This window comes from Streptomyces sp. NPDC029836, from assembly GCF_055574495.1.
In genome coordinates, this window is record NZ_JBVHZI010000001.1 from 227,404 (window position 1) to 248,085 (window position 20,682).

Here is a 20,682-nt window from a genome sequence, read left to right on the forward strand (position 1 = left end):
AACGGCGCCTGACGCACGCGGGGGCGCAAGGGGTCAGGACAGACTCCAGGACCAGGTGCCGTCGGCGGTGACGAGACAGGCCAGGATCACGAGGTCGGCGACGCCGAGGGCGATGCCGAGGCGGGCGCGGCCGGGCCGTGCGGTGTTCCGCCACAGGGCGAGGGAGCCGAGGACGACGGCGGTCGGACCGAGTATCAGGTTCATGACCAGGAGCCCGGCCAAACCGAGCACGAACGCGGTGACCGCCATCGCGTCGGCGTCACGCGCACGGGAGCGGGTGCGGGTGCGGGTGCTGGCAAGAGGGGCGGCCGGGGCCTCGCCCGTGGTCCGCGCGTCCGGGCGCGTTTCCGTGTCCGCGTCCGCGTGCATGTCGGTGTCCGTGTGCATCACAGACCTCCTCGGCTGTGGCGGACGCGGCCGTGTCGGCGGCCCGACAGGCGCTCGCGGGCGGCGAAGAGGGCGAGCCAGGTGGCGATCGCGAGGCCCGCCGCCAAACTGACCGGCACCGGTACGTGGGCCACTGCTCCCAGGGCGACGCCCATGACGAGCAGTGCGGCTACGAGGAAGAGCACGAGAGTTCCTCCCACTTCGAGGTAACAGTTGTCCACTGACTACCCAGTACAGTACGACTCATGCCGGCGGACCGCGAGTGTGACGCGGTTGACTACCCTCATGAGCCAGAACACCGGTGTCCGCGAGGCCCAGCGCCGCCGCACCCGACGCGCCCTGCTCGACGCGGCGTTGTCGCAGTTGGAGGAGCAGAGCCTGAGCAGCCTCGGACTCCGGGAGGTGACCCGGGCGGCCGGAGTCACCCCCACGGCCTTCTACCGCCACTTCCGGGACATGGGCGAGCTCGGAATCGCACTGGTGGAGGAAGCGCTGGCCCGCCTGCACGAGACGGTGCGGGACATCCTCGACTCGACCGGCGACGCGGACCAGCGCGGCGATGCCGCGGTGCGCCTGGTCGCCGAGCTGGTCCGCAGCCGGCCGACGCACGTACGCTTCCTCGTCCGCGAGCGGCACGGTGGAGTCACGGCGGTACGGGAGGCCATCGCCGGTCAACTGGACGCCTTCGCAGGCGAGATCGGCTCCGCGCTGGCGGCCGATCCGGTCAGCTCGGACTGGAACGCCGACGACTTGACGATGCTGTCGCGGCTCCTGGTGGACCACATGTTCATGACGGCCTCGGCGTGCCTGGCCGCGTCACTGCGCGGCGAGGACTGGGCGACCGTCACCGGCACCGCCCGCAAGCAGCTCCGTCTGATCCACCTTGGACGGGCGCACTGGGCGAGTTGACCGAGGAGAAGAGATCCGCCCCGGCAGGACCGGGGCGGGGTTCGTTCGCTACGCGGCCGCCGCTTCCGCCGCGTCCACGTCGGCGGCGACGACGAGGAAGGCGTCCCGCTCCAGATCCATCACGACGCTCGCCCGCTCGCCCCGCGATCGACAGCGGGCCGCGTACTCCTCCGCCGGCCAACTGCCGTACGGATCACCGGCGGGAAAGGACTCCAACACCTTCGCACGGCGCACCGCCGCCACCTCCTCAGCAACCGACCGTCACTACCGCCCGTTTGCCCCTGACCGCCCGACATATGTGCCGCACCGCCCGGACGGGCGCCCGACTCCCGTCCGGCGGGGCAAGCGGGTGGGTCGGGACAACCCGCCGGCCGGGACCCCGATCCGGCACGAGGGCCACCCCGCCGCCCGGTGGGCACTCGACCGGCGTCCGCGTCCGGTCGTGGAGGACGCGTTCGCCGTCCGGTCCCGGCCACCGTGCGCGGAACGAGGAGTGCGCGGCACGGTCACGAAGCGGCGCCTCCCGGTGAAGCGCGGCGGCCTCGCCCGGATGGCGTACGCCCGGCTGCGCTGTCCGTCGCCGATCGGCTCGCGCACCGCTTCCCGGACATCGCCGACGACCCCCGGTCATCGAACAGGAGGCGTTGGCCGCGAGCCGCGCCGGGCCGCCCCCGGCCCCCGGCCCCCACTTCGACGATCATGGGGAGCATGCGTGCCGCCCGTCTCATCCGCATGGCCCTCCTCGTCCAGTCGAGCCCCGGGCTGACCGCAGCCGCCCTCGCGCGGGAGCTGGAGGTCTCCGAACGCACCGTGATCCGCGACGCGCAGGCCCTCCAAGAGGCCGGTGTCCCCATCCGGTCCGAGCGCGGCCGGTCGGGTGGTTACCACCTGGCACCGGGCCACCGGACCCGACTCACCACGCTCCACCCCACCGAGGCGGAAACGCTCTACCTCTCCGGCCTGCCCTCGGCCCTGCGCGATCTCGGGCTGTCGGACGCCGCGAGCACGGCCCGGCTGAAGTTGTCGGCCACCATGCTGCCGTCCCTGCGCGCGGCGGCCGAGTCCTCGGCACGGCGCTTCCACCTCGACGCGCCCGCCTGGTTCCGCGAGCCGGCCGCGCCGGAACTGCTGCCGGAGCTGGCCCGCGCCGTGTGGTCCGACCGCCGCGTCGAGCTTGCGTACGCCCGGCCGGGCCGGGACGCCGCACCGCCCCGCGCGGTGACCCGCCTGCTGGAGCCGTACGGGCTCGTCCTGAAGGCGGGGGTCTGGTACGTCGTGGGCCGCGTACCGGACGAGGCGGACGGCGCCGGCGCGGGCCGGTCCGGCGGCGCCTGGCGCACGTACCGCGTGGACCGCGTCACGGCGCTCACCGAACCCTCCCCCACCGGCGCCGCCGATCCTGCCGCGCCCTTCGTCCGGGACCCGTCCTTCGACCTCGCCGCGCACTGGGAGGCCCACTCCGCCGGGTTCGCCAGGGCGCTCTTGCGGGCGACCGTCACCCTGCGCCTGAGCGAACGCGGGCTGCGCCGACTGCCCGCCGTGGCGGACCCGGCGGGCATCGGCGAGGCGCTGGCCGGCGCGGGAGCCCCCGACCCGGCCGGGCGCGTCACGCTCGATCTGCCGGTGGAGTCCGAGGACGTCGCCTTCGCCACGCTGGCCGAACTGGGCGCGGACGCGGAGGTACTGGCCCCGGAGGGCCTGCGGGCCCGCTTCCGCGAGCGCGCCCGGGCCCTCACCGCCCTGTACGCGGCGGATCCGAAGGTTCCGGCGGATCCGACCGACCCGGTCGAGCCGGCCGACCCGGCCGATCAGCGGTAGTCGTCCGGCGAGCCGCTCCCGCCGCCGTACACGACGTCCTCGAAGTACGCCCAGGCGTCCGGTCGGCTACCGTCCACGTCCCGTACGCCGTAGGTCTTGGCCAGTTCCGCGCTGGAGGTGGACTTCCCGTTCCAGCGGGCGGCCCGGTCCGGGTCACCGGCGAGCGCGGCGACGGCGCGCGCGAGGTAGTGCGGTGATTCGGCGATGCCGAAGGCGGGCTCCTGGGCCAGGGCGTCGCGCCAGTTGGCCTCGGTCACGCCGAAGTGACTGAGCATCTGCTCGGAGCGCAGGAAGCCCGGGGTGACGGCGACCGCCGTGCCCCCGTACTCCGCGAGTTCCTCGCCCAGCCCGAAGGCGATGCGGATCGGGGCGTTCTTGGCGAGGTCGTAGTAGAGGTTCTCCCGGTAGCGACGGTTGGAGACCGCGGTGCCGTCGGTGACCTCCACGTGCAGCGGTGCGTCGGAGCGGATCAGGAGCGGCAGGGCGAGGGCCGCGGTGATCACGTGCGAGCGCACGCCGAGTTCGAGGATCCGAAGCCCGTCGGCGAGCGGCGTCTCCCAGCTCTTCTTGCCGAAGACCGATCCGGACAGGAGGTGTTCGCCGCCCCAGAGGTCGTTGACGAGGATGTCGAGCCGGCCCTGTTCGCGGTCGATCCGCTCGACGAGGGCGCGCACCCGGTCCTCGGCCAGGTGGTCGGTGGGGACGGCGATGCCGACGCCGCCGGCCGCCGTGACCAGTTCCGCCGTCTCCTCGATGGTCTCCGTGCTCCGGCCGACCTCGCTGACGCTCGCGCGGGTGGTGCGGCCGGTGACGTAGACGGTGGCGCCGGCTCGGCCGAGTTCGACGGCGAGGGCGCGTCCCGCTCCGCGGGTGGCGCCGGCGACGAGCGCGATCCGGCCGGTGAGCGGGCCGTGGCCGTCGGTGTGCTGGGTGTCCTTGTGGGTCTGCATGTCTCCACGGTGAACGCCAAAGGTGACAGTTCACGTCACCTATTCTCGGCAGTTCGGCGGTTCGCCGACTCGGGACACCGGAGCCGCCGCGCGGGTGACGGAGCGGATGCCCGGCCGGGTGGTCGACGCCGGCCGGACACCCGGTTCGGGACGCCTCAGGGGGCGTCGTAGGGATCCTCCGCGCCGTCCTCCGGGTCGTCGGGGGGAAGATCGTCGTCGTCGCGACGCCGGGCGTCGTCGACGATGTCGTCGGTGAGCGCGTCGTGCGTGCCGCCCATCGGACTCTCCTTGGTGTGCCGGTGGTCCAGACCTCCAAACTGACACGGAAAGTCACAGGGCGCACACTGGAACGACACCCGGAGTGACCATTGGGTCTCTCCTGCGTCCCCGAGGAGCACAGCGTGCCGGAACGAAAGCCGTACGAGGACCAGCCCACCGCCATCACCGTCGTCCTACCGGGAGACACCCGCGCCGTCACCCTCCGGCTGCCCCGCGAGGCGGGCCGCGGTGAGCGGCCGCTCGCCGCGGGCGACTACTGGTTCATCGCCGATCCCACCGCCGCGGCCGTCGACGGCCGCGGCATCGGCTGAACCCCGCCGGGAACTCCTCGCCGCCACAGGACGACCACCTGCGCGGAGCCCATCGGGTGGGGGCTCCGCGTTCGTGTCCTCGAAGCTGGGAACGTCGATGGTCGAAGAGCAACTGTCCGTAGCGGCAGCCCGGTTGTCCGCTCGCGTCCAACGGTGGTCGCCACCACCCGCGTTGACCGGGTTCGTGCTGCTGCTGCTCGCCGTGTTCGCCCTGTCGTACGGGGTCGGAGCGGCCGCCGGCCCCGTGGCGCCGGGCATCCGACCGGACCGCACCGGCACCCCCGGGAGTTCCGTCCCGCACGAGGGCGACATGGGCGGCGCGGGCCCGGCCGGTACGGGCTCCGCCGGCGGTGAGCGGTGACGGCCAACACGGCGGGCACCACGGGGGCGGCGGGTACCGCGGCGACGGCGCCGACCGGGGAAGCGATGCGCGCGGAAGCGACGCGCGCGACCCCGATGACCACCGACGTGGTCATCGGGGGCATGACGTGCGCCGCCTGCGTGAGCCGGGTGGAGAAGAGGCTGGCGCGGCTCGACGGCGTCACGGCGACGGTCAACCTCGCCACGGGGAGGGGCCGTTTGCGTCACCCGGCGCACGTCACCGTCGCGGAGCTGGTGGCCGCCGTGGAGCGCGCCGGGTACACCGCGGAACCGGTGGCGTCCGCAGCCCCGCCCACCGCACCGCCCGACAGCCGCGAGAGCGACGGCAAGAGCGACGGCGACGGCAGCGACGACCCCGCGCGCGCCGAGCGCGAACGCCTGCTGATCACCGCCGCGCTCTGCCTGCCCGTCCTGGTCCTGTCGATGGTGCCCGCCCTGCAGTTCCGTTCCTGGCAGTGGCTGTGCCTGGTGCTGGCCGCCCCCGTCGCGGTGTGGAGTTCCTGGCCCTTCCACCGCCGGGCGGCGCGCGGGTTGCGGCACTCCGCGGCGACCATGGACACCCTGGTCTCCCTCGGGGTCCTCGCGTCGTTCGGCTGGTCCCTGTACGCGCTGTTCCTGGGCGGCGCCGGTGAGCCGGACATGCGGATGCCGTTCACCCTCCTCCCCTCGGCGGGGTCGGAGGTCGCGCACGTCTACCTCGAAGCGGCGGTCGGCGTCCCCCTGTTCGTCCTGCTCGGCCGCCACCTGGAGGCGCGGGCCCGGCACGGCACCGGCGCGGCCCTGCGGTCCCTGGCGGGGCTCGCCGCCAAGGACGTGATCGTCCGGGAGGGCGGCGAGGAGCACCGGCGGCCCATCGAAGCGCTGCTGCGGGGCCAGGAGTTCGTCGTCCGGCCCGGCGAACGGGTCGCCACGGACGGGGTGGTGGTGGCGGGGAACTCGGCCCTGGACCTCTCGCTGGTCACCGGGGAGAGCGACCCCGTCGAGGTGGGCCCCGGCCGGGCGGTGGTCGGGGGCGCGGTCAACGCGGGCGGGTTGCTCCTCGTACGCGCCACCGCGGTCGGCGCCGACACGCGGCTGGCGCGGATCACGCACCTGGTCACCGAGGCGCAGGCGGGCAAGGCGCGCGCGCAGCGGCTGGCCGACACGGTGGCGGGCGTCTTCGTCCCGGCCGTACTCGCCCTGGCCGCCACGGTCCTCGGGTTCTGGCTCGGCGCCGGCGCGGATCCGCAGGCGGCCGTCACCGCGGCCGTGGCGGTCCTCGTCGTCGCCTGCCCGTGCGCGCTGGGCCTGGCCACCCCGACCGCGCTGATGGCCGCCACCGGCCGGGGCGCCCGGCTCGGCATCCTGATCCGGGGGCCGCGGGCGCTGGAGGCCCTGCGGCACGTCGACGTGATCGTCCTGGACAAGACGGGCACCCTCACCACCGGCCGACTGTCGGTCGTGCGCGTCACGCGCGCCGACGGCGGCCCGACCGGCGGGAACGAGGCCGTCCCGGCCGGCGGCACCGCCGGGAACGAGGTCGTCCGGCTCGCCGGGGCGGTGGAGCAGGGGTCCGAACATCCGCTGGGCCGCGCCCTCGTCGCATACGCGCGACGCGCCCTGCCCGGGGTCCCGCTGCCCGCCGTCACCGGCTTCCTGGCCACCCCCGGCGCCGGCGTCACCGGGGTCGTGGAAGGTCACCACGTCGAGGTCCGCGCCCCGGGCGACGGGCTGTCCGACGCGTTGGCGGCGGCTCTGGCCGAAGCGGAGGCCGCCGCGCTGACCCCGGTCCTGGTTCGGGTGGACGGTGTCGACGAGGCCCTCATCGCGCTGGGCGACGTCCTGCGCCCCGGCAGCCGCCGGGCCGTGGACGGGCTGCGGGCGCTCGGCGTGGAACCGGTCCTGGCCACCGGCGACCGCGAGGGCGCCGCGCGCGCCGTCGCGGCGGTGCTCGGCATCACCGAGGTGCACGCCGACTGCTCCCCGGAGGGCAAGGCGGCCCTGGTGCGGGAGTTGCAGGGGCGGGGCCGCCGGGTCGCCGTGCTCGGGGACGGCGTCAACGACGCGGCGGCGCTGGCGGAGGCCGATCTCGGGATCGCGATGGGCTCCGGCACGGACGCGGCCATCGGAGCGGCCGACGTCACGCTCGTACGGGGTGACGTCGAGGTGGTCGGCGCCGCGGTCCGGCTGGCCCGCAGCACGCTGTCGACGATCCGCCTCAACCTCGTCTGGGCGTTCGGCTACAACGCGGTCACGCTCCCGCTGGCGGCCGTGGGGTGGCTGGGGCCGATGGTCGCCGCCGCCGCCATGTCCGCCAGTTCGCTGCTCGTCGTGGCCAACAGCCTGCGCCTGCGGGCCTGGCAGCCCACGCCGCACCGCCTGCCGGCCCCCGTACGAAAGGCCTTGGGACGATGACCGACCCGCACGGAACGACGACCGAGCCCCTCGCGACGACCACCGACTCCCCCGGAACGACGACCGGCTCCCCCGACTCGACGCCGACGACCGACGGGCGGCCGTTCGTCCGCCGTCGCGTACGCGACGGTCTGGTCGCGGCCGTCGTCCCCGTGACGGTCTGTCTGGCGGCGCTGGTCGGTCTGACGGCGTGGACCACGGCGGGGGCGGCGGGCAGCCCGCCGCGGATCGAAGCCGGCGTCGGTCACCTGCGTCTCCCGCGGGCCGACGACGACCGCAGTACCGCGGTCTTCAGGATCACGAACCTCGGTGACGCCCCCGACCAGTTGCTCTCCGTGAGTTCCCCGGCCGCCGAGGAGGCCGTGCTGACCCGCCACGATCAGGTCGACGCGGGGACGGGCGAGCGGGCCGACGGGGCGCGCCCGGTGACGTCGGTGACCGTCCCGGCGGGCCGCACCCTCACCATGACGCCGAACTCCCTGGACCTGGTGGTGAAGGTACGGACCCCGCTGCGCGTGGGGGACACCGTCCCGTTCGTCCTGCACTTCCGGCGCGGCGGTCCCGTGGGCGCCGTCGCATTCGTGGTGCCGTTCGACAACTGAACCCCGTGGGACTGGGCAGGCGTGCGGTGACCCGGCTGCCCCGAGAAAGGACGCGAACCGTGACACGACCGAGGATCCTCGTGGTGGGCGCAGGCTTCGCGGGGGTGGAATGCGTACGCCGGCTGGAGCGCAAGCTGTCCCCCGGTGAGGCCGACATCTCCGTCGTCACGCCGAACTCCTACCAGCTGTACCTCCCCCTGCTGCCCCAGGTGGCCTCCGGGGTCCTGACGCCCCAGTCCATCGCCGTCTCCCTGCGCCGCAGCAGCCGGCACCGGACCCGGATCGTCCCGGGGACGGCCATCGGCATCGACACCAGGGCCAAGGTCTGCGTCGTCCGCAAGATCACCGGCGAGGTGACCGACCACGCGTACGACCACCTCGTCCTGGCGCCCGGCAGCGTCACCCGCACCTTCGACATCCCGGGGCTGCTGGAGCACGCGCGGGGCATGAAGACCCTCGCGGAGGCCGCGTACCTGCGCGACCACGTGATCGCGCAGCTCGACCTGGCGGACGCCAGCCAGGACGAGGCCGAGCGGGCGGCCCGGCTGTGCTTCGTCGTGGTCGGCGGCGGGTACGCGGGCACCGAGACGGCGGCGTGCCTCCAGCGGTTGACCGACCACGCGGTGAAGCGCTACCCGCGGCTGGACCGGCGGCAGATCAGCTGGCACCTGCTGGACATGGCGCCCCGGCTGATGCCCGAACTGGGCGAGTCGTTGGGGCAGGCGGCCCTGGACATCCTGCGGCGCCGCGGCATCGAGGTGTCGCTGGGGGTCAGCGTCGCCAAGGCGGGGCCCGAGGAGCTGACGCTGACCGACGGGCGCGTCCTGCCCAGCCGGACCCTGATCTGGACGGCCGGCGTTGCCGCGAGCCCCCTGATCGCCACCTTGGACGCGGAGACCGAGCGGGGACGCTTGGTGGTGACCCCCGAAATGACCGTGCCGAACGCTCCCGGGGTCTTCGCCCTGGGCGACGCGGCGGCCGTACCCGACCTCGCCAAGGGCGGGAGCGCCGCGATCTGCCCGCCCACGGCCCAGCACGCCCTGCGGCAGGGCCGCACCCTGGCCGACAACGTGATCGCCTCGCTGCGCGACCGGCCGCTGCGGCCGTACGTGCACAAGGACCTCGGCCTGGTGGTCGACCTCGGGGGCACCGACGCCGTGTCCAAGCCGCTCGGCATCCCGCTGCGCGGCATCGCCGCCCAGGCGGTGGCGCGGGGGTACCACTGGTCGGCGCTCCGTACGAACGTGGCCAAGACCCGGGTGATGACCAACTGGCTGCTCAACGCGGTCGCCGGGGACGACTTCGTGCGGACCGGTTTCCAGTCGGGTCGGCCGCCCACGCTGCGGGAGTTCGAGCGGACCGACCGCTACCTGACGCCGGCGCAGGTACGGGAGCACACCCAGGGCCTGCGCACCGCCGACTGAGCCCCCGTCGGTCCTCCGCGACGAGCGGCCCGGTCCGCGCCGTCAGGCGCTCCGGGCCGTCGGGCTCTGCGGGGGCGCCAGCCGCAGCGGTCCGGCGACGGCGGCGTGGAAGTCGGCGAGACCGAGGGCCAGGGCGGCGCGGGAGGCAGCCGGCATGGTGGCCATCGCTTCGGTCAGGGCGGCTTCCCGCCGGGCCCGCAGCTCGTCGAGGTACCTGCGCCCCGCGGGCGTCAGCTCCAGCCGCAGTTCGCGGCGGTCGTCGGCCCGCGTGTGCCGTTCCAGGAACCCGGCGGCCTGGAGGCGGTCGCACAGTCGGGTCACCGACGGCGGGGCCGCGCCCAGCAGTTCGCCGAGCATGCGCAGGTTCATCTCCTCGTTCCGCTCGATCAGGAACAGGACCCTGGCCTGGGAGGAGGAGACCGGAGGCGCGCAAACCGAGTCGCGGCCCCGTTCCCAGACGATTTCCAGCAGTTCGATCAGATCGCTCATCCCCACGACCGCCGACGGGGCGCGGGGGGAGTGGTTCGGCCCCTGGCTCATGTGACACTCCCTACCGGACGTACTGGCGGCCCTTCACGGGCGGACCCGGCGGCTTCGTGGCTCCCCCATCTAAACAGCTCACCGGAGAGGCAGGATCCAGGACGGTGGTACGACCCGAGGACGTGGAGGGCACTTTGCGGCGTGCCGCGCCGCACGCGCTGGTCGAGGAGGTCCGCGAGCTGCTGGCCCGTCGCTACCGCGCGTCCGCCGCCGAGCTGCTGATGGCGGACTACGCCCTGGCCCGCCTGCGCCCCGTCTCGGACGGCCCGGACGACGCGCGATCCGTGTCGGTGCGTACGGGCGCTCCGGGGCGGGCCTTCGGCTCGCAGGAGGCACACGTGGTCACCCGGGGGGCCGAGGTGAGCGTCCACCTGCCGGTGAGCGTGCGGGGCGACCGCCTCGCGGTGTTGAGCGTGGACTTCCCGGCGGACGCGTACGCGCCCGGGCTGCTCGACGGGCTGCGGGACGTGGCCGACGCCCTGGGACACGAGATCCTCGTCGCCGATCGCGACACGGACGTGTTCCTGCGCGCGAGACGGGCCACCCGGCTCACCCTGGCCGCAGAGATGCAGTGGGAGCTGCTGCCCGGCCGGTCCTGTTCCCGGCCCGAGTACGCGCTGGGGGGCCAGCTGGAGCCCGCCTACGCGATCTTCGGTGACTGTTTCGATTGGTCGGCGTCCGCCGAGCACCTGACGTTGACCGTCAACAACGGCATGGGCGACGGCATCGACGCGGCCCTGCTGACCAGCCTCGCCGTCAGCGCCGTGCGCAATGCCCGCCGGAGCGGCCTCGACCTCGTCGACCAGGCCTCCCTCGCGGACCAGGCGATCCACGGCCAGTACCGGGGGCGCCTGCACCTGGCCATGCTCCTGCTCCGCTTCGAGCTGGCCACCGGGGCGGTCGAGGTCATCGACGCGGGGTCACCGCGGATCTGGCGGCTCCGGCAGGGCGTGGTGGAGCGCGTCGAGCTGGAGGCCCAGCTCCCGCTCGGCATGTTCGAGGACACCGTCTACACCTGCGAGCGCTTCCGCGTACGACCCGGGGACCGGCTCTTCCTGCTGAGCGACGGCGTCTACGATGTCGCTTCGCCGGGCGGGGAGCCGTACGGTCTGAAGGCGCTGGGCCGGGCCATCATGAACACCCGGCTGCTTCCGCCCTCCCAGGTGCCCCAGGCGATCCTGGAGGAGCTGGCCGGGCACCGGGGCGAGATCCAGGCCTCGGACGACGCCCTGGTCCTCTGCCTCGACTGGCACGGCCGCCCCGGCGCGCGGGCGCACGGGAGCAGCGCACAGGGTAATTGACCGGTTCAAATATTGCCTAACGGCAAATGATCATTCTAAGCTCACCCCCGACGCAACCGGGCGTCCCCCGGACGCACGCGCTCCGTGGCGAGAAGGGGAAGGCGCGCCATGGGGAGCACGATCGGCCTGGGATCAACGCATTCCGCCGGCCAGACGCCGCCTGCGGCGACCCCGCCCCGGCCCGCCACCTCCGTCGAGGAGGACCGGTCCCTGGCCCTGTGGAGCGGCCTCCCGCCGTACGTCCTGCTGATCGAGGACGACGAGGGCGACGCCCTCCTCGTCGAGGAACTGGTCGAGGACAGCGGGGTTGACCTGCGTCTCGGCCGGGCCCGGTCCCTCGCGGACGCCCTGTCGCTGCTGGAGAACGAACCGCCCCAGTGCGTCCTGCTCGACCTGCACCTCCCCGACGCCCAAGGGCTCGACGGCCTCACGAAGGTGCTGGCCGCCTCCGCCGAGGCCGCCGTGGTCGTCCTCACCGGTCTCTCCGAGGAACAGGCGGGGCTCGCCGCCGTGGCGGCCGGGGCCCAGGACTACCTGGTCAAGGGCCGCCTGGAGGCGGACGTCTTCGTCCGCGCCATCCGGTACGCGATCCAGCGCAAGCGGACCGAGCTGGCCGCCGTCTCCCTCCAGGCGAGCAAGCTGCGCGCCGAGGAGAACGCCCGTCTGGAGCGTGGCCTGCTGCCGACGCCGCTGCTCCTGGACGACGCCGTCACGGTGTGCGCCCGGTACCGGCCCGGCCGAGCCCAGGCACTGCTCGGCGGGGACTTCTACGACGTCGTCCAGACCCGCGACGGGGCCACCCACGCCGTGGTCGGCGACGTCTCGGGGCACGGGCCGGGCGAGGCGGCCCTCGGGGTGTGCCTGCGCGTGGCCTGGCGCGCCTTCGTGATGGCGGGCGCACGGGGTGAGGAACTGCTCAAGCTGCTGGAGGAGATCCTCCTGGCGGAGCGGTCCGGTCCCGAGATCTTCGCCACACTCATCGCCGTCACCCGCTCTCCGGGCGCGACCGGCATCTCGGTGCAGCGCGCCGGGCACCCCGGCTTCCTGGTCAGGTCGGCGGCCGGCGTGGACCTGCTGGAGGTGCCCGGGGGGCCCGCCCTCGGCATCATGCCCGGCTGGGGCGCGGTCTGGCCCGTGACCGAGGTCGCCATGGAGCCGGACGGCGCCGTGGTGCTCTTCACCGACGGCTTGATCGAGGGGCGCGTCGGCCCGGGCTCGGAACGCCTCGACGAGACGGGTCTGCTCGCCATCGCCCGCCAGTACACCGGGCTGCCCGCCGAGACCTTCGTCGACACCGTCATCCACGCGGCGCAGAGCGCGGCCGCGGACTGGGGCGGGCTGGCCGACGACGTCGCCGTACTCCACCTCGAATGGAACACCCCCTCGTGAACGCCCGAGAACGAACCGAGACCCCGGACGCCGAGACCCCGGACGCCGAGACCCCTGTCACCGAGCCGCCCGCCGCGGGCGCCGCACCGGCCGGGGCCGCGCCCGCCGGGTCCGGTCACGGCGGTCCGAGCCTGCGGGCCTGGCTCACGACCGTCCTGGCCGTGCTGGCCCTCATGGTCGTCGGTACGGGCATGGTCGGAGCGGCCCTGCTGTCGAACACCACCGAGGCCGGTAACCGGCTCGTCGACGGGATCCTCCCGGCCCAGCGGGACGCGCTCCGGCTGGAGGCGGCCCTGCTGGACCAGGAGACCGGGGTCCGCGGTTACCTGCTGGCCCGCGATCCGGCCCTGCTGGATCCGTACGACCGCGGCCTGGAGAGTGGGCGTGAGGCGAGCAGGAGGCTGTCACGGGTCCTGGACGACGACGGCGGGGTGCGGGACGACCTGGTGGCCGTACAGGACGCCGTGCGCGTCTGGCAGGACGAGTTCGCGACCCCGGCCATCGCCGCGGTGCGCGGCGGCGGCGAGCCGCCCTCGGTCCAGGTGGGCAAGGAGAAGTTCGACGCGGTCCGGGTGCGGCTCGCGGAGCAGCAGGCCCGGTTGGACCGGGTCCAGACGGACGCCCGCACCACCTTCGGTGAGGCCCGCACCGAACGCGACCGCGTCCTGCTGGCGATGGTGGTGCTGTTCCTGCTGGCGGGTGCCTGCCTCGGGTTCCTGCTCCACGTGGGCGTCCTGCGTCCCCTCTCCTTGGTGCGGTCGGCCTCCCAGCGGGTGGCGGACGGCGCCTTCGACGAGGAGATTCCGGTCCGCGGCCCGGCCGATCTGCGTTCGCTCGCCGAGGCCGTCGAGGCCATGCGCCGGCGGACCGTCACGGAGCTGACGGCTTCGCAGCTCAACGAACGGGAGTTGAACCGCACGGCCGCGGAACTCGACGCGCAGGCGGGCGAGCTGCGGCGCTCGAACGCCGAGTTGGAGCAGTTCGCGTACGTCGCCTCCCATGACCTGCAGGAACCGCTGCGCAAGGTCGCCTCGTTCTGCCAGCTGCTGGAGAAGCGCTACGGGGAGCAGTTGGACGAGCGCGGTACCCAGTACATCGCGTTCGCCGTCGACGGTGCCAAGCGGATGCAGGTGCTCATCAACGACCTGCTGGCCTTCTCCCGGGTGGGTCGGGTCCAGGACGCCCGCGAGACGGTCGCCCTGGACTCCACCCTGGACCGGGCCATGCGCAACCTGGCCGCCGCCGTGGAGGAACACTCCGCCGAGGTCACCCGGCCGGAGCGGCTCCCCGAGGTGCTGGGCGATCCGACCCTGCTCACGATGCTCTGGCAGAACCTGGTCGCCAACGCCGTCAAGTTCCACTCCCCCGGGCTCGTCCCGCACGTGGAGGTCTCGCTGCTCGAAGGGGACGCGACGGAGCCGGGTTTCCACACCTTCGCCGTCACGGACAACGGCATCGGCATTCCGGCCGAGTTCGCCGAGAAGGTGTTCGTCATCTTCCAACGACTGCACGCCCGGGAGACGTACGGTGGCACCGGAATCGGTCTCTCGCTCTGCAAGAAGATCGTCGAGCACTCCGGGGGGCGCATCTGGATCGACACGGCCCACGCTCCGGGCACCCGGATCCTGTTCACCCTGCCCGTGCTCGCCGCGGACGAGGTCGTGACCGGACCGTCCTCCGCACCCGAATCCGCAGTCGACGAAGGAACCAACTGATGACCACACCCCCCTCCAGGGAGTCGACGGCGCCCGCGGAGATCCTGCTCGTCGAGGACGACGCCGGCGACGAACTCATGACCCGCGAGGCGTTCGAGGACAACAAGATCGGCAATGTCCTGCACGTCGTACGCGACGGGCTGGAGGCGCTGGACTTCCTCTACCGCCGCGGCGCGCACGCCGGGGCGCCCCGCCCGGACCTGATCCTGCTGGACCTGAACCTGCCCAAGTACGACGGTCGGCAGGTCCTCGAACAGATCAAGACGGACCCGGAGCTGAGCCACATCCCGGTGGTCGTGCTCACCACCTCGGCGGCCGAGGAGGACATCCTGCGCAGCTACAAGCTGCACGCCAACGCCTACGTGACGAAGCCGGTGGACCTCGACCAGTTCATTCAGGCGATCCAGCAGATCGACGATTTCTTCGTCACCGTGGTGAAGTTGCCCCGGGCCATCTGAAAGCGAGGAAAACGGAAGTGGGGAACATGGACACGCACAGCGGCGACGCCCGCAACTACGTGGAGACGCGGGCCGACGGAAACGTACGGATCGTCGTGATGGCCGGCGAGTTCGACATGGACACGGTGGGGGAACTGCGGACGGCGATGGATCCCGAGGTCGTCGGCATCGAACGGTTCGTCCTGGACGTATCCGGTGTGACCTTCGTGGATTCGACCGCCCTCAGCATCATGCTGCAACCCGCCCTGAACCGGCCGGTCGTACTGGCGGGGACGGTGCCGAGCCGCCTCGCACGGCTGCTGGAGGTCACGGGCGCCGGTCGGGCGTTCGCCACCTCTCCCAGCGTGGCCGAGGCGACGGTCGTGACGCTCCCGCCCCGCCGGGGCTGAGCCGTGTCCGCATCGAGCGCGGCGGCGAAGGTGTTTGCCTCTGCGATTGCCGGGGCCGGTGCGGGGCAGACGGACACGGTCCGCCCGTGACGAGCCCGATGAGGAGGTGAACGGTGCTGTCCGACAACGGCACACCGCCGTACCCGGTACCGATCAACGCCATGCAGGCTCGGGACCATGTGCGGTCGCTCATCGAGGCGTCCGGGATCGTGGATGACGGCGGGGCGGCGGCCGACACCCTGACCGACGCGCTGCTCGTCACGTCGGAGCTGGTGACGAACGCGATCCGGCACGGGGGCGGGATCGTCGATTTCCATGCCGCCGTCGCGCCCGACGGGCTCCGGCTCGCGGTCACGGACGCCAACGCCGACCACCCCGTCACGCTGCGCAGGCCGCCCGGTTCCGTCGGCGCCGGCGGGTTCGGCTGGCCCCTGATCCGCCGCCTGACGCGGAGCGTGACGATCAGGCCGACGCCGCAGGGCGGCAAGCGCATCGAGGTCGTCATGCCGCTGGACGCGGCGGACCGTCCCGCGGACTTCCCCGACCTGCGCTGATTCCTCCTCCTCCGCGTTTCAGCGGCGGCTTCCCGGTCACACGAGGAAGTGCGCCCTCCTGGTGCGCGTGATCGAGATGGGGGACTTCCGGATGACGACACCTGAGGAGGACGCGAGGGCGTCCGTGCGGGGATCCGCTTCCGTGGGCCGGGACATGGTGCTCGCGGTGGGCCTGTTGGGCATATGCGCCGGCGGGCTGGCCGTCTTCCTGAAGACCACGGCCTCGGCCGGGACCGGGCTGCCGTTGGTCCCGGTCGCGACGGTCGCCGTCCTGGTGATCGGCGTGGCCCTGGCGAAGTGGAGCGTGGCACCCGTCCGCCGCCGCCCGCGCCGGCGGTTCCCGAACGGCCCGGACCCGTACGTCGCCCCGCTCGCCGACCTCCCGGACGTGGGGGGCGAGGCGCTGGACCACGCCGCGGTCGACGCCGACGGCTTCGAGCACACGGTGGCCGCGCTGTGCGCGCGCGACGGCTGTTCCCCGGTGGAGGTGGTCGGCGGGGCCGGTGACCTGGGCGCCGACGTGATCGCCACGGCCGCGGACGGCCAGCGGATCGTGATCCAGTGCAAGCACTACGCCGAGGACAACCGGGTCGGCTCGCAGGACCTCCAGCGCTTCGGCGGCACCTGTTTCGCCGTCCACGAGGCGGACGTCGCGATCGTCGTCACCACCAGCTCCTTCACCTCGCCCGCGGCGGAGTACGCCGCGACGTGCGACATCCTGTGCGTCGACGCGGACGGGCTGGCCGCCTGGACGGACCAGAGCGCCCCTCCCCCGTGGGAAGCCCGCACCCCGTAGGTCGACACGGGCCGCGGCTCCGTACGCGTACGGGCCCGTGCCGCGAGGATGGATCCATGGCCGACAGCTTCGTTTCGCGCACCGTCGACGTGACCACCGGGGGCCGGGAGACCGTCCTCGACCTGACCGAGGTCATCGGCTCCTTCCTCCGGGAGGTCGCCCCGGACCGGGACGGGCTGCTCAACGTCTTCACGCCCCACGCGACGGCCGGCCTCGCCGTCATCGAGACGGGCGCGGGCAGCGACGAGGACCTCCTGGACGCCCTGGGCACCCTCCTGCCGGCGGACGACCGGTGGCGGCACCGGCACGGGTCGGCCGGGCACGGACGGGACCACGTCCTGCCCGCGATCGTCCCGCCCCACGCGACGCTTCCCGTGATGGGCGGGGTCCTCCAATTGGGTACCTGGCAGTCGGTCACCCTGGTCGACACCAACCGGGACAATCCGCGGCGCCAGGTGCGGCTGACCTTCATGGGGCACTCCCCCACCGGCTGACATCTTTGCCCGGGGCGCGGGTAGCCGCGCCCCATGGACACCACTGGAACCACTCCGCTGCGCGCTGTCGCGCTCGTCTGCACCCTGTCCCCGTCCCCGGCCCCGTCGAGTTCCCAGTTGCTGGCCGAGCAGACCATGGCCGCCCTGTCCGAGCACGGGGTGACGGGCAAGACGATCCGGATCGCGGATCACGACGTGAAGCCCGGGGTGGAGACCGACATGGGCGACGGTGACGCCTGGCCGGGGATCCGGGACACGATCCTGGGCGCCGACATCCTGATCCTGTCGACGCCGATCTGGCTGGGGCACGCCTCCAGCATCGCGCAGCGGGTCCTGGAGCGCCTGGACGCGGAGATCTCCGAGACCGACGACGAGGGCCGGCTGCTCACCTACGGGAAGGTCGCCGCGGTCTGCGTCGTCGGCAACGAGGACGGCGCCCACAAGGTCAGCGCCGACCTGTTCCAGGGCCTCAACGACGTCGGGTTCAGCCTCGCCCCGAACGCCGTCACCTACTGGGTCGGCGAAGCCATGCAGGGCACCGACTACCAGGACCTCGACAAGACCCCGGAGGCCACGGCCGGCACCACGGCCACCCTCGCCGCGAACACGGCCCACCTGGCGCGCCGCCTCAAGGCCGCCCCGTACCCGGCGACCTGATCGACGGGTTTCAGCAGCCCGGCGGTCGCCACGCGGCCTCGGCTGCCCGCGCCGTCGGGTAGGTGGTGAAGACCCGGTCCAGGCCGACGATGCGGAAGACGCGGTGGACCCGGTCGGGAACGGCCGCCAGGGCGATGCCGGCGCCGGCTCCCACCGCGTGGTTGCGCGCCGCGATCATCACGGTGATGCCGCTGGAGTCGCAGAACGTCAGGCCGGACAGGTCGATGACGAGCTGCTGCCCCGCGTCGAGCGCCAGGCCGGGCAGCAGGGCCCGTACCTCGGGGGCGCTGCGGTGGTCCAGGGCTCCGGTCAGCTCCACGACCGGACCGGCGGGGGTGGCGCGGGTTCGGATGATCAGCTGGTTCACGGCTGCTCTTCGTCGGTGGGTCGGGGTACGTGGACGGCGAGGACGGCCGTGTCGTCGTCCACCCCGGCGCCGAACGTGTCGAGCAGGCCGCGGATCGCCGCGACGGCTTCGTCGGCGGTGGTGGGCGCCAGGCTCTCGGCGAAGTCCAGGAGGGCCTCGTCGCCGTAGCGGTCGTCGTGCCGGTCCCCGTGGCGGTCACCGGCCAGGGCGGTGTGGGCCTCGGTCAGGCCGTCGCTGTACAGCAGGAGCGTGTCGCCGGGCGCCAGGTGGACCTCGGTGGTGACGATCTGGGCGTCCGGCAGGACGCCCATGAGCTGCCCTCCGGGGGTGGGTACGTAGTCGGCGCCGCCGTCGGCGCGCATCAGCAGGGCCGGTGGGTGTCCGCCGCCGGCGAGGGTGATCCGGAATCCGCCCCGGGCGGTGTCGGGGGTCAGGAGGCCGAAGACGACGGTGCAGAAGCGCGGGTCGTGCTGGTTGTACTCGTGGGTGAGGACCGTGTTCAGGTTGCCGAGCACCCCCGCAGGATCGGAGTCGTAGACGGCTGCGGCGCGCAGGGTGTAGCGCGTCAACGAGGTCACGGCCGCGGCGCCCGCGCCCTTTCCGCAGACGTCGCCGAGGAACATGCCCCAGCGGTCGGCCGCGAGGGGGAAGAGGTCGTAGAAGTCGCCGCCGACCTCGTCGGCGGAGGCCACGTGGTAGTGGGCGCAGACGTCGAGACCGGGCACGTTCGCCAGGGCCGGGGGCAGCAACGTCTGCTGGAGGATGGCGTTGAGGCGCTTCAGGCGCTCGCGTTCCCGGTCGGCCTCTTGGCGCGCCCGCAACAGTTCGCTCTCGTAGGCGCGGCGCTCGCGGGCGTCGAAGACGGTGGTGCGGATCAGCAGCGGCCGTCCGTCGCTGCCCGTTTTGACGGTCGAGGTGACCAGGACGGGCAGCCGGCCGCCGTCGGCCTTCTTGAGTTCGAGGGCGATCCCGCTGAGCTCGCCCTGCATGGCGAGCAGCGGGGCGAAGTGCGTCTCGTGGTAGATCCGGCCGCCCACCGTCAGCAGGTCGGAGAAGGTCCGGCGGCCCACCAGTTCCTCGCGGGCGTGGCCCAGCCAGCTCAGGAGCCGCCCGTTGACCTTGACGATCCGTCCGTCGAGCAGGGTGGAGAGGTAGCCGCAGGGGGCGTTCTCGTACAGGTCCTCGACGCTGTCCTCCAGGAAAGCGGAGAACGGTTGCGGCTCGGGGTTCCCGGACGCGTCGGGCCCGGGCCCGGGGTCCGCCGCCGCATCGCCCTCCGCGCGCATCAGGCGGCTCCGCGCATCAGCGGAGGGAGTCCACGAAGGCGCTGATCACGGCCGTGGTCTCGGCGGGAGCGCTGAGTTGGGGGCAGTGTCCCGTCGCGGTCAGCGTGACCAGCCGGCTGCCGGGAATCCGGTCGCGGACGTACTGGCCGACCTCCGGCGGGGCGATCGCGTCGTGGGAGCACTGCGCGACGAGCGTGGGTACGGTCACCCGCGCGAGGTCGGCCCGGTTGTCGGAGAGGAAGGTCACCCGGGCGAAGACGCGGGCGACCTCGGGGTCGGTGCGGCAGAAGCTGTTCGTCAGCTCCTCCGCCAGCTCGGGGCGCTCCGGATTGCCCATGATGACGGGGGCCATCGCCCCCGACCAGCCGAGGTAGTTGGCGTCGAGCGACTCCAGGAGTTCCTCGATGTCCGGGGCGCTGAACCCGCCCCGGTAACCGGTGGCCGGGTCGTCGATGAAGCACGGCGAGGGGGCCAACAGGACCAGCCCCGCGAACAGTTCGGGTTCGCGGGCGGCGGCGAGGACGCCCATCATGGCGCTCACCGAATGGCCGACGAAGACCACGGGGGTGGTTGCCGCCGCCTCCCGACAGATCTCCAGTACGTCCTCGACGTACCCGTCCATCGCCGAGTACCGCTCCCGGCTCCACGCCGACGGGTCGGACCGGCCGGCCCCCACGTGGTCGAACAGGACGACCGTGTGGTCGCGCTCCAGGTCCGGGAGTACCGCGTGCCACATGTTCTGGTCGCAGCCGAAGCCGTGCGCGAGCACCACGACGGGGCCCCCCGCGCGGCCGCTGACCTTCACATGGTTCTTGCTCCGGACACCCATGGGGCTCATCCTCCCAGAGCACGGGCAGCCCGTCGTACGGACGCCGGGGCGGTGGAGGCGGTGTTCCTCCCCGGGCCCACCCGATCGGCCGTGCGGAGCGGTAGGGCCGCCGTGGGGGACGCAGGCTGGAGGGAGGCCGTCCTGGGGGAAACGCCCGGGGGCCGATCGGGTGAGGAGGTGAGGCCGGTGGCCGGTCTGGAGTCCCTGTCCGAGGACATCGATTCGAGCCTGGGGTTGGCGGGCTCCTTCTTGCCGGCGGCCTTCGTCATGTGGGTGTGGGCGGTCCAGCTGGACGCGTCGGAGCGCGAGGGCGGCGCCCGCCCGGAGGTCGACTCGGCCGCCTGGGCGGCGCGGGCGGCCGAGCGGCGCCGCGGGACGGGCGGGAAGGGGCTCCCGGGGCCGGGCGGGGGCCCGGGCGGGACCGCGGGCTGAGCGCCCCGGCGCGTCGCGAC

Annotated in this window: 26 protein-coding genes; 17 read left to right on the forward strand and 9 right to left on the reverse strand. The window is 73.4% G+C overall.

Features of this window, described 5'->3' with window-relative positions:
• Positions 1–33 precede the first annotated feature (33 nt).
• Positions 34–387, reverse strand: coding sequence for a DUF4190 domain-containing protein (locus ACZ4XJ_RS01045; RefSeq protein ID WP_468494838.1), 354 nt, complete (start codon positions 385–387; stop codon positions 34–36).
• Positions 387–572: a hypothetical protein gene (locus ACZ4XJ_RS01050; protein WP_362875544.1), complete on the reverse strand. Its 186-nt coding sequence runs from the start codon at positions 570–572 to the stop codon at positions 387–389. Before ACZ4XJ_RS01050 ends, ACZ4XJ_RS01045 begins: the two co-directional genes overlap by 1 nt.
• Before the next feature lie 100 nt (positions 573–672).
• Between ACZ4XJ_RS01050 and ACZ4XJ_RS01055 the strand changes: the two genes are divergently transcribed.
• Entirely contained in the window at positions 673–1,296 is a 624-nt protein-coding gene (locus ACZ4XJ_RS01055; RefSeq protein ID WP_468494839.1) for a TetR family transcriptional regulator, read from the forward strand.
• A 48-nt stretch (positions 1,297–1,344) separates the two neighbouring features.
• Here the strand turns inward: ACZ4XJ_RS01055 and ACZ4XJ_RS01060 are convergent, their stop codons facing one another.
• Positions 1,345–1,530 carry a hypothetical protein gene (locus tag ACZ4XJ_RS01060; RefSeq protein ID WP_468494840.1) on the reverse strand — a complete coding sequence of 62 codons (186 nt, stop codon included), beginning with the start codon at positions 1,528–1,530 and terminating at the stop codon, positions 1,345–1,347.
• 474 nt (positions 1,531–2,004) lie between these two features.
• Between ACZ4XJ_RS01060 and ACZ4XJ_RS01065 the strand changes: the two genes are divergently transcribed.
• Entirely contained in the window at positions 2,005–3,114 is a 1,110-nt protein-coding gene (locus tag ACZ4XJ_RS01065; RefSeq protein WP_468494841.1) for a helix-turn-helix transcriptional regulator, read from the forward strand.
• Here the strand turns inward: ACZ4XJ_RS01065 and ACZ4XJ_RS01070 are convergent.
• Positions 3,105–4,064, reverse strand: coding sequence for an SDR family oxidoreductase (locus tag ACZ4XJ_RS01070; RefSeq protein WP_468494842.1), 960 nt, complete (start codon positions 4,062–4,064; stop codon positions 3,105–3,107). The two genes, ACZ4XJ_RS01065 and ACZ4XJ_RS01070, sit on opposite strands and share 10 nt — an antisense overlap.
• Positions 4,065–4,219: 155 nt before the next feature.
• The gene (locus ACZ4XJ_RS01075) at positions 4,220–4,342 is read right to left on the reverse strand and encodes a hypothetical protein (RefSeq protein WP_362875549.1); all 123 of its coding nucleotides are present in this window, start codon (positions 4,340–4,342) and stop codon (positions 4,220–4,222) included.
• Positions 4,343–4,465: 123 nt separating this feature from the next.
• Between ACZ4XJ_RS01075 and ACZ4XJ_RS01080 the strand changes: the two genes are divergently transcribed.
• The 5 genes from ACZ4XJ_RS01080 to ACZ4XJ_RS01100 all read left to right on the forward strand — a co-directional run bounded on the left by ACZ4XJ_RS01080 (position 4,466) and on the right by ACZ4XJ_RS01100 (position 9,455).
• Positions 4,466–4,654 carry a hypothetical protein gene (locus ACZ4XJ_RS01080; RefSeq protein WP_362875550.1) on the forward strand — a complete coding sequence of 63 codons (189 nt, stop codon included), beginning with the start codon at positions 4,466–4,468 and terminating at the stop codon, positions 4,652–4,654.
• A gap of 73 nt (positions 4,655–4,727) precedes the next feature.
• Positions 4,728–5,015 carry a hypothetical protein gene (locus ACZ4XJ_RS01085; RefSeq protein ID WP_468494843.1) on the forward strand — a complete coding sequence of 96 codons (288 nt, stop codon included), beginning with the start codon at positions 4,728–4,730 and terminating at the stop codon, positions 5,013–5,015.
• Positions 5,016–5,080: 65 nt separating this feature from the next.
• Positions 5,081–7,429, forward strand: a complete 2,349-nt coding sequence (locus ACZ4XJ_RS01090) for a heavy metal translocating P-type ATPase (protein ID WP_468495431.1) — start codon at positions 5,081–5,083, stop codon at positions 7,427–7,429.
• Positions 7,426–8,031: a copper chaperone PCu(A)C gene (locus tag ACZ4XJ_RS01095; protein ID WP_468494844.1), complete on the forward strand. Its 606-nt coding sequence runs from the start codon at positions 7,426–7,428 to the stop codon at positions 8,029–8,031. Before ACZ4XJ_RS01090 ends, ACZ4XJ_RS01095 begins: the two co-directional genes overlap by 4 nt.
• A gap of 59 nt (positions 8,032–8,090) precedes the next feature.
• Positions 8,091–9,455 carry an NAD(P)/FAD-dependent oxidoreductase gene (locus ACZ4XJ_RS01100; RefSeq protein WP_362875553.1) on the forward strand — a complete coding sequence of 455 codons (1,365 nt, stop codon included), beginning with the start codon at positions 8,091–8,093 and terminating at the stop codon, positions 9,453–9,455.
• 42 nt (positions 9,456–9,497) lie between these two features.
• Here the strand turns inward: ACZ4XJ_RS01100 and ACZ4XJ_RS01105 are convergent, their stop codons facing one another.
• On the reverse strand, positions 9,498–9,995 hold the full coding sequence (locus tag ACZ4XJ_RS01105; protein ID WP_362875554.1) for a MarR family winged helix-turn-helix transcriptional regulator: 498 nt from the start codon (positions 9,993–9,995) through the stop codon (positions 9,498–9,500).
• 104 nt (positions 9,996–10,099) lie between these two features.
• Here ACZ4XJ_RS01105 and ACZ4XJ_RS01110 point away from each other — a divergent pair, with 104 nt between their 5' ends.
• From ACZ4XJ_RS01110 to ACZ4XJ_RS01150, 9 genes are all read left to right on the forward strand, one after another.
• The gene (locus tag ACZ4XJ_RS01110; RefSeq protein ID WP_468494845.1) at positions 10,100–11,296 is read left to right on the forward strand and encodes a PP2C family protein-serine/threonine phosphatase; all 1,197 of its coding nucleotides are present in this window, start codon (positions 10,100–10,102) and stop codon (positions 11,294–11,296) included.
• A 108-nt stretch (positions 11,297–11,404) separates the two neighbouring features.
• A complete protein-coding gene (locus ACZ4XJ_RS01115) occupies positions 11,405–12,685 on the forward strand; it encodes a PP2C family protein-serine/threonine phosphatase (RefSeq protein ID WP_468494846.1) in 1,281 nt (426 codons plus the stop codon).
• The gene (locus ACZ4XJ_RS01120) at positions 12,667–14,400 is read left to right on the forward strand and encodes a sensor histidine kinase (RefSeq protein ID WP_468494847.1); all 1,734 of its coding nucleotides are present in this window, start codon (positions 12,667–12,669) and stop codon (positions 14,398–14,400) included. Before ACZ4XJ_RS01115 ends, ACZ4XJ_RS01120 begins: the two co-directional genes overlap by 19 nt.
• Positions 14,400–14,858 carry a response regulator gene (locus ACZ4XJ_RS01125; RefSeq protein ID WP_362875557.1) on the forward strand — a complete coding sequence of 153 codons (459 nt, stop codon included), beginning with the start codon at positions 14,400–14,402 and terminating at the stop codon, positions 14,856–14,858. The genes ACZ4XJ_RS01120 and ACZ4XJ_RS01125 overlap by 1 nt, the downstream gene beginning before the upstream one ends.
• Positions 14,859–14,884: 26 nt before the next feature.
• Complete coding sequence (locus tag ACZ4XJ_RS01130) at positions 14,885–15,247, forward strand: STAS domain-containing protein (RefSeq protein ID WP_362875558.1); 363 nt, start codon at positions 14,885–14,887, stop codon at positions 15,245–15,247.
• A 113-nt stretch (positions 15,248–15,360) separates the two neighbouring features.
• Positions 15,361–15,801 carry an ATP-binding protein gene (locus ACZ4XJ_RS01135; RefSeq protein WP_468494848.1) on the forward strand — a complete coding sequence of 147 codons (441 nt, stop codon included), beginning with the start codon at positions 15,361–15,363 and terminating at the stop codon, positions 15,799–15,801.
• 91 nt (positions 15,802–15,892) lie between these two features.
• On the forward strand, positions 15,893–16,597 hold the full coding sequence (locus ACZ4XJ_RS01140) for a restriction endonuclease (protein WP_468494849.1): 705 nt from the start codon (positions 15,893–15,895) through the stop codon (positions 16,595–16,597).
• Between the two features lie 56 nt (positions 16,598–16,653).
• On the forward strand, positions 16,654–17,091 hold the full coding sequence (locus tag ACZ4XJ_RS01145) for a YjbQ family protein (protein ID WP_468494850.1): 438 nt from the start codon (positions 16,654–16,656) through the stop codon (positions 17,089–17,091).
• A 33-nt stretch (positions 17,092–17,124) separates the two neighbouring features.
• Positions 17,125–17,748, forward strand: a complete 624-nt coding sequence (locus tag ACZ4XJ_RS01150) for a flavodoxin family protein (RefSeq protein WP_468494851.1) — start codon at positions 17,125–17,127, stop codon at positions 17,746–17,748.
• 10 nt (positions 17,749–17,758) lie between these two features.
• Here the strand turns inward: ACZ4XJ_RS01150 and ACZ4XJ_RS01155 are convergent, their stop codons facing one another.
• Genes ACZ4XJ_RS01155 through ACZ4XJ_RS01165 form a run of 3 tightly spaced genes read right to left on the reverse strand, consistent with a single transcriptional unit; the run spans position 17,759 to position 20,230 of the window.
• A complete protein-coding gene (locus tag ACZ4XJ_RS01155; protein ID WP_362875563.1) occupies positions 17,759–18,115 on the reverse strand; it encodes an STAS domain-containing protein in 357 nt (118 codons plus the stop codon).
• Positions 18,112–19,401, reverse strand: a complete 1,290-nt coding sequence (locus ACZ4XJ_RS01160; RefSeq protein ID WP_468494852.1) for a PP2C family protein-serine/threonine phosphatase — start codon at positions 19,399–19,401, stop codon at positions 18,112–18,114. Before ACZ4XJ_RS01160 ends, ACZ4XJ_RS01155 begins: the two co-directional genes overlap by 4 nt.
• A 16-nt stretch (positions 19,402–19,417) precedes the next feature.
• Positions 19,418–20,230, reverse strand: coding sequence for an alpha/beta fold hydrolase (locus ACZ4XJ_RS01165; RefSeq protein WP_468494853.1), 813 nt, complete (start codon positions 20,228–20,230; stop codon positions 19,418–19,420).
• 186 nt (positions 20,231–20,416) lie between these two features.
• Between ACZ4XJ_RS01165 and ACZ4XJ_RS01170 the strand changes: the two genes are divergently transcribed.
• Positions 20,417–20,662, forward strand: a complete 246-nt coding sequence (locus ACZ4XJ_RS01170; RefSeq protein WP_468494854.1) for a hypothetical protein — start codon at positions 20,417–20,419, stop codon at positions 20,660–20,662.
• The last annotated feature ends 20 nt before the right edge of the window (positions 20,663–20,682 follow it).